The sequence below is a fragment of the Corallococcus sp. CA047B genome, assembly GCF_003612065.1.
Lineage (GTDB): Bacteria > Myxococcota > Myxococcia > Myxococcales > Myxococcaceae > Corallococcus > Corallococcus praedator.
In genome coordinates this window covers 1-6,751 of sequence record NZ_RAWD01000424.1, presented here as the reverse complement: position 1 = coordinate 6,751, position 6,751 = coordinate 1, and the positions used below count along the sequence as shown (strand labels likewise).

Genomic DNA, 6,751 nt, shown 5'->3' with positions numbered 1-6,751 from the left:
ACGCTGACGCGTTCGCCTCGGCCACCCGGACGCGGATCCCGGCTGGTGGCGCGGGCGGGCGCGCGGGTGCTGTGGCTTGCCAGCGTGCGGTGGCGCGAAGGCCCCTCGGCTTCACGCGCCGCGGCCTGGGCCGCCTCGACGTGGGCTTCGGCCCGCTCGGTGGCGACGAGGCGCGGACGCTGCGACGCGCGCACCTCCTCCTTCGTGTCCTCCGTGTACTCGAAGTGGAACAGGCGCTTGATGACCAGCGTGGCGTACGCGCCGGGGGGCAGCGTGAAGGCCACGTTGACCTTGATGTCGCCGCGGTTCACGTCGTCGTTCTGCGTGCGGCCCACCACGAGCTTGTGCGGGTGCATCAGCAGGGGGCGCTGCTCTTCCTTGAAGTAGAGCAGGCGCTCCGCGTTCTTGATGCGCAGGTCGGAGAGCTTGAGCTTCTCGCGGCCCAGCACCCACGCCATGGCCTCCGCCACCTTCGGGTCGCTGAAGGTGGAGTCCGGCCCGACCAGCGGGAACGTCGCGTCGCGCAGCGTGTTCAGGACCTCCGGGCTCGCGTCCCGGAAGTGCAGCAGCGTGCCGGCCTGGTAGCGCATGGGGAACATGTGCTCGCGCGGCAGCAGCAGCTGCAGGTAGCGCCGGACGCCCTCGTTCCAGAGGAAGCTCTGGTACTCGAAGAGGATCATCGCCCGGTAGTCCGAGTCGATCTGCAGGAACGCCCGCATCCAGTCGTTCGGATGGTCGCGCAGCGAGCGCAGGATGCGGTGGTACTTCTTCGCACCCTCGAAGGGCACGCGCGCGTCCCACTGGCCCCAGTTGTCGCGCCAGAAGCCCTTCACCTTGGCGTCCTCGGTGCGATCCAGCTCCGAGGGACGGGCGAAGTAGTTGTGCAGCGCGGCCTCGAAGTCGCCCCGGATGATGTCCTTGGCGATGAAGCCCTGGCCGTGCTTGAGCGCGCCGAAGCGCTGACTGTCGAAGTAGTTCACCACGCCCAGGCGGTTGACCTCGGCGGTGGCCAGATTCAGCGGCGCCAGCGAGTCGTGCGACAGGGCGCGCACGGTGACGGAGAAGCGGTTGGAGGTGATGTTGCGCGCCGACAGCGCCTTGTCCGTCCGGCCCAGGAACTTCAGGCGCAGGTCGGGCTCCTGCATGTCGACGTCCGCGCCATCCACCGCGATGATCTGCTCGGTGCGGCCCTGCTTGTCCTTCAGGCCGCAGTAGCTGATGGAGCCCGGCTTCAAGCCGAACTTGGTGATGAGGCGGTTGACCGCGTCAAAGGTGGACAACTTCTGCTTGTCCATGAGGTAGACACGATGCCGCCCATTGGCGGCTTCGTCGAAGCGGTAGGACTCCTTCACGGAGAAGTCCTCGGGTTTTTGCTTGATTCGCACGACAGCCCCCTTAGCAGCGTGGACGCGCGGAATGAAGCGTTCGCGCCGGAAATGGGCATAACCTGCAACCCCATGAGATCTCTTCCCGTCCTGCTCCTGCTGGGGTTCGCCAGCGTCACGGTGGGCTGTGCCACCCCCCTTTCCACGATGCAGACGGCGAAGACGCTGTCGCCCGGCCAGGTCCAGGTGACGGGCAGCATGGGCGTCTTCGTGCCGGTGGGCACCCTGGCCAGCGTGGTGGACGTGGGCATCGACCAGGGGCGCGAGGCGATGGACGCCATCGAGGAGGGCCGGCCCTACACCCTCTCCGAGGAGGATCAGCAGCGCCTGCTCACCGCCGGCATCGCCCTGGTGGTGGCCCCGCCGGGCGTCAACCCGGAGCTGATGGTGCGGGTGGGCGTCCTGGACGGGCTGGACCTGGGCGGCCGCTTCAGCAGCAACGCCCTGCGCTTCGACGGCAAGGTGCGGCTGGCCCACGGCGGGGAAGAGAGGAATCGCTCCTACGACCTGGCCCTGGGCCTGGGGGTGTCCAAGCACCTGTTCTCCGGGGCGCTGCTGGACGTGCTGGAGGTGGTGGAGCTGGGAGACTTCAACCGCTTCGACGTGGAGGTGCCGCTGTACCTGAGCGCCGAATACGGCGACGTGTTCAAGCTCTACGGGGCCCCCAAGTACGTCTACAGCCACACCCGGCTGGACGCGCAGCTGGTGGACTTCGCCCAGCAGGGCGCCCCGGTGACGGGCTTCGACGTGAGCCTGCCCACCACGGTCAGCAGCCACTTCGTGGGCTCCACGGTGGGCTTCGCCCTGGGCTACCGCTACGTGCACATCTACGCGGAGCTGACGGGCGGCTACGTGTACTGCAAGCCGGACATCTTCGGCGGGAAGCGGGACCTGGGCGGGATGACCTTCCTGCCGTCCATCGGGCTGGCCTTCCGCTCGCCCGGCGCCCGTCCGCCCGCGTCAGCGGCCCCGGCGGCCCCGGGGACGGTGGCCCCGCCTTCGATATGAGCCCCTTGAGGTCGCTTCGAAGCCCCGGGACTGACCGGCCGTACAGGGGGACAGCGGCCCGGAAGGGGTGGGGCGACGCGAGCGTTCCTTTGGGGCGGAGGGCTCTGGTAGTGTCCGGACCGGTGAGGATTCGCGCGTGAACCAGGCACCCGCCCCATTCCCGCCCAGGTCCGGGTCGCACCCGCGCGGGCCGCACCTGACGGGGCGGTTCGCGGACGGGACGCTGGGGGAGTTTCCCCTGGGGCCGACGACGTCGCTCGGCCGCCATCCGTCCAACACGCTGCGGCTCGTGGACCGTGAGGTCTCCAAGGAGCACGCCACCATCGAGAAGGTGGGCCGGGACTTCGTCCTGCGCGACCTGAACTCGTCCAACGGCACCTTCGTCAACGGGCGCCGGGTGACGGGGGAGATGCGGCTGCGCGACGGGGACGAGATCGCCCTGGGCTCCTCCCGGCTCGTCTTCCACAACGGCGAGGCCGCCCCGGGCCAGGGCAACCCGCCCACGCTGCCGGGCGTGACGGTGGTGGCGAACGCCGTCTCCATGCCGGCCTTCCTGGCCCAGATGGACCAGGTGCCGCAGAACTTCCGCCCGTCCGACCAGGTGACGGACACCGCCGCGCTGCGTCGCGACTACGAGAAGCTGAGAATCGCCCATGAGTTCCACCGGCAGGTGAGCCTGAAGGGCAACCAGGCGGACCTGTTCGAGCAGATCTTGAAGGTGGCCTTCGAGCTGCTGGCGGCCGACCACGGCGTCATCCTGAAGGTGGGCGTGGAGGGGGAGTTCATCCCGGCCGCGGTGCACCACCGGCAGGGCAAGATGGTGAACGTCATGCTGTCGGACACCGTGCTCAAGCGCGTGGTGGAGACGGGCAAGGCGGTGCTGACGGCGGACGCCATCATCGACGAGCGCTTCTCCGCGGCGGAGAGCATCGTGGCGCAGGGCATCCGCTCCGCCATGGCGGTGCCGCTGATGGTGAACGGCGACATCCAGGCGGTGCTCTTCCTGGACAGCCGGCAGCAGATCAACGCCTTCTCGGAGAAGGACCTGACCATCCTGTCCGGCATCGCCGCGCAGGCCGGCATCGCGCTGGAGAACGCGGCCCTGGCGGAGCAGATCCGCAACGAGGCGGTGACGCGCGCGGAGCTGTCGCGCTTCCTGTCCAAGGCGGTGGCGGACGCGGTGATCAACGGCGGCACGGAGGACTTGCGCCAGAGCCGGCTCGCGGAGGTGAGCTGCCTGTTCGCGGACATCCGTGGCTTCACCACCCTGGCGGAGAGTGATTCGCCGCAGGAGGTGGTGTCGATGCTCAACAGCTTCTTCACCGCGATGGCGGACGTGGTGTTCCGCTACGAGGGCAACCTGGACAAGTTCATCGGGGACTGCGTGATGGCGGTGTGGGGCCCGCCCTCGTCGCACCCGGATGATCCGGGCCGCGCGTTGAGGGCGGCGCTGGAGATGCAGGACGCCGTCACGGAGCTGAACCGGCAGCGCGTGCTGGACGGCAAGAAGCCCATCGAGGTGGGCATTGGCGTCAACACGGGCCAGGCCGTCGTGGGCTACATGGGCAGCGCGGAGCGGCACGAGTTCACCGCCATTGGCGACACCGTCAACACCGCGTCGCGGCTGTGCGGCATCGCCAAGAGTGGCGAGGTGCTGGCGTCGGAGGCGACGGTGCGCAAGTCCGGGCCGGGCTTCGACGTGGAGGAGCTGCCGATGCTCCAGGTGAAGGGCAAGGAGAAGGGCGTGCAGACCTTCCGCGTGCATGGCGCGGAGCTGACCACCTCCACCTCGCGCAAGGTGCGCTGATCCATGCGCGCCATGACCACGACGCAGTCGTGCCCCAACTGCGGCACGGTGCACGACACCCGGGTGTACGTGAGCGGCCAGAAGGTCGTCTGCCGCTGCGGCATCCGGTTCGAGGTGCGGCGCGCGGATGTGTCCAGCATCCGCCCGGCCGACGCGTCGCTCAGCAGGCCGCCTGTCCGCAACGACGATGAAACAGGCGTCGCGGTGACGTTCGTGCCGCGCACGGTGGGAAATCCACCGGTGTCGATGTCACCTTCCGCCGATCCAGGTGTTGGGACGGGCAGGGAGGACAGCAGGTTGGGACGTGAGACGGATCCGTACGGCGGAGCTTCGGAGGCGACGGCCCTGGCCGGGCCGCCTTCGACGTCCGTGCGGGCGGAAGCCGTCTCCGATTCCCCGGGGGGAGCCGAGATGAACGTCCTGCGACCGGATGGCGTGGCGAAGTCGGGTGAGGGCGAGCTGCCCGGAAGCGTCGTTCCGGCCACGGTGGAGGGCCTCTCCGGGCACACGTCCGGGGTGGCGCTGCCGGCGTCGGACCCCCAGGCGATGGACGCTTCGGTGGATGGGGACGGGGCCACGGTGGTGCGTCCTCCCCAGAAGGCCCGGCCCCAGGTGGACACGGCCTTGCGCCACATCGAGAACGCGGAGACGGTGCTGACGGGCGCGAAGCCCCAGCTTCCGGGCCTGGAGCTGCTGGAGGTGCTGGGCCGCGGCGGCATGGGCGAGGTGTGGCTCGCGCGCCAGCAGTCGCTGGGCCGCACGGTGGCGGTGAAGGTGTTGCCGCCCCGGCTGGCGAAGGACGCGGAGTTCGTGTCGCGCTTCGACAAGGAGGCGACGGCGCTGGCGGCCCTGAGCCACCCCCACATCGTGCAGATCATCGACCGGGGCGTCGCGGGCGAGCACTACTACTTCGTCATGGAGTACGTGGAGGGCCAGTCGCTGCGCCACGCGCTGAGCGGCGCGGATCCGATTTCGCCCCAGCAGGCGCTGAAGGTGCTCCTGCAGGTGACGCGCGCGGTGGAGGCGGCGCACGAGAAGAACATCATCCACCGCGACCTGAAGCCGGAGAACATCCTGCTGGATGGGCGGCTCAACGCGAAGGTGGCGGACTTCGGGCTCGCGGGCATCCGGCAGCCGGACTCCCAGAAGCAGCTCACCGCCACGTCGGTGGCCATGGGCACGCTCAACTACATGGCCCCGGAGCAGCGCCGGGACGCGAAGAACGTGGATGGCCGGGCGGATCTCTTCTCGCTGGGCGTGATGATGTACGAGGCGCTCACCGGCGAGCTGCCCGTGGGCCGCTTCAAGCTGCCGTCCCAGCGCGTGCGCGGCCTGGATCCGCGCCTGGATCCGGTGGTGGAGCGCCTGCTGGAGACGGACCGCGAGGCCCGCTACGCCACCGCCACGGAGGTCTGCGAGGCGCTGGAGTCCCTGGTGTCCGCCTCGTCGCCGCCGCACCAGGCGGTGCCCGGGGCGGAGCTGGCGCGGGTGCGTCGCGCGGACATCCTCCCCGCGGGGCAGGTGGCCCCGGGGGCGGAGAGCGTCCTCCTGGAGAGGTTCAACGCGGGCTGGGGCCGGGTGCGCACGGGCCTGTCCGTGGTGGGGGGACTGGCGCTGCTGGGCTTCGGGGTGCGCGCCTTCGTGGGGCCGGTGAGCCTGCACCTGGGCCAGGACGACAAGTACGTCATCGGCACGCAGGGCGTGAAGGTGAAGCCGGGGCAGGCGCAGTGGCCGCCCAACACGGAGGGCGAGGTGTTCTCCGACATCACGCTGACGCCGCCCAACGGCAACGGCACGGCCTCCACGCTGAAGGTCGGCTTCGGCGAGGGCACCGAGGAGATCAACGTCCACAGCGGCACGTGGCGCATGGTGGACGGCGAGCTGCAGGCCATCCAGGGCGGCATGGAGACGGACGGCAACAAGCTGGTGCCGCGCGCCTACCTGGCGCACCGCTACTTCTCCAGCGACGACTTCACGGCGGAGACGCTGATGGACGTGAAGCCGCTGGGCCGCGAGTACCTGGTGGAGGAGGACGCGCAGCACTTCGGGGAGCTGGCGTTCCGCATCCGCGACGTGCAGGTGTCCGTCTTCGCCATCCCGGACGTGGGCATGCGCCTGTCGTGGCGCTACATCTCCGCCGAGGACGGACGGGAGATCGTGGGCAACAGCGCGGACGACGCCCGCAACCTCGTGGGTGACGAGATGCCGCTGCCCCGGCAGGGTCCGTTCCTGGTCCGCCTCCAGCTGCGCAAGCAGAAGAGCGGCGTGCGCGCGGACGCCTTCCTCAACAACAAGCTCTTCGCCACGAAGATCCTCCCCGGCTTCGACGGCCGCGTGGGCAAGCTGGCGCTGGGGTGCCGCAACCTGAAGTGCACCTACGACGATCTGAAGGTGTCGGGGACGCTCAAGGAGCGTCCGGTGCGCAAGGTCGCCAACGGCGGCGAGTAGCCGCGCCCGTCGTGGGGCTTGCCGCCCCGTCCTCCCATTCCCACCTTGCTCCCGCCGGGCTCCGTGTCCTTCACGGGCCGGTGGGGCGGGGGTAGGGCATGGG

Annotated in this window: 4 protein-coding genes; 3 read left to right on the top strand and 1 reads right to left on the bottom strand. The window is 69.8% G+C overall.

Annotation, left to right across the window (positions count from 1 at the left end; all coding sequences use genetic code 11):
* The coding region (gene truD / locus D7X74_RS37785; protein ID WP_233602430.1) for a tRNA pseudouridine(13) synthase TruD at positions 1–1,385 on the bottom strand (1,385 nt) is incomplete at its 3' end.
* A gap of 72 nt (positions 1,386–1,457) precedes the next feature.
* On the opposite strand from truD, the gene D7X74_RS37780 reads away from it, so the two are divergent.
* The 3 genes from D7X74_RS37780 to D7X74_RS37770 all read left to right on the top strand — a co-directional run bounded on the left by D7X74_RS37780 (position 1,458) and on the right by D7X74_RS37770 (position 6,648).
* Positions 1,458–2,393, top strand: coding sequence for a hypothetical protein (locus D7X74_RS37780; RefSeq protein WP_120537828.1), 936 nt, complete (start codon positions 1,458–1,460; stop codon positions 2,391–2,393).
* Positions 2,394–2,529: 136 nt separating this feature from the next.
* On the top strand, positions 2,530–4,200 hold the full coding sequence (locus tag D7X74_RS37775; protein ID WP_120537827.1) for an adenylate/guanylate cyclase domain-containing protein: 1,671 nt from the start codon (positions 2,530–2,532) through the stop codon (positions 4,198–4,200).
* A gap of 12 nt (positions 4,201–4,212) precedes the next feature.
* Complete coding sequence (locus tag D7X74_RS37770; protein WP_120537829.1) at positions 4,213–6,648, top strand: serine/threonine-protein kinase; 2,436 nt, start codon at positions 4,213–4,215, stop codon at positions 6,646–6,648.
* Positions 6,649–6,751 lie beyond the last annotated feature (103 nt).